The sequence below is a fragment of the Cellulomonas sp. P4_A2 genome, from assembly GCF_056402515.1.
The window spans coordinates 1-383 of the sequence record NZ_JBFUHG010000189.1; the positions used below are offsets into that span (position 1 = coordinate 1).

Annotated in this window: 1 protein-coding gene; it reads left to right on the plus strand. The window is 71.0% G+C overall.

What is annotated here, in order from left to right; genetic code table 11:
* A partial coding sequence (locus AC1DUE_RS20670) for a hypothetical protein (RefSeq protein WP_477041270.1) occupies positions 1-383 on the plus strand: 383 nt, incomplete at both ends.

Genomic DNA, 383 nt, shown 5'->3' on the forward strand with positions numbered 1-383 from the left:
CTCTACGGCATCGCGCGCTACGCCGCGTACGCCGGATTCATCCTGCTGGCCGGTGGCGCGGCCTTCGTACTGGCCTGCTGGCAGCGCGGGGCGAGCGCCCGCCCGCTGCAGCGCCTCGTCGTGCGCGGCTGGATGACGCTCACCACGGCCACGCTGGCCATGCTGCTGCTGCGCAACCCGTACACCGGCTCCGGAAAGCTCGCGGACATCTTCGACCTGGACGGCCTCAAAACCGTGCTCGACACCAAGCCGGGGGCCGCGCTGGTCTCCCGGCTGCTGCTGCTCGGCGCCGCCGCGCTCTTCATCGCCGTGCTGTTCGGGGCGTACGCGAAGCGCGAGGACGAGCGGGAGAAGAAAGACCTCACCTTCGGGCTGGCCATCGG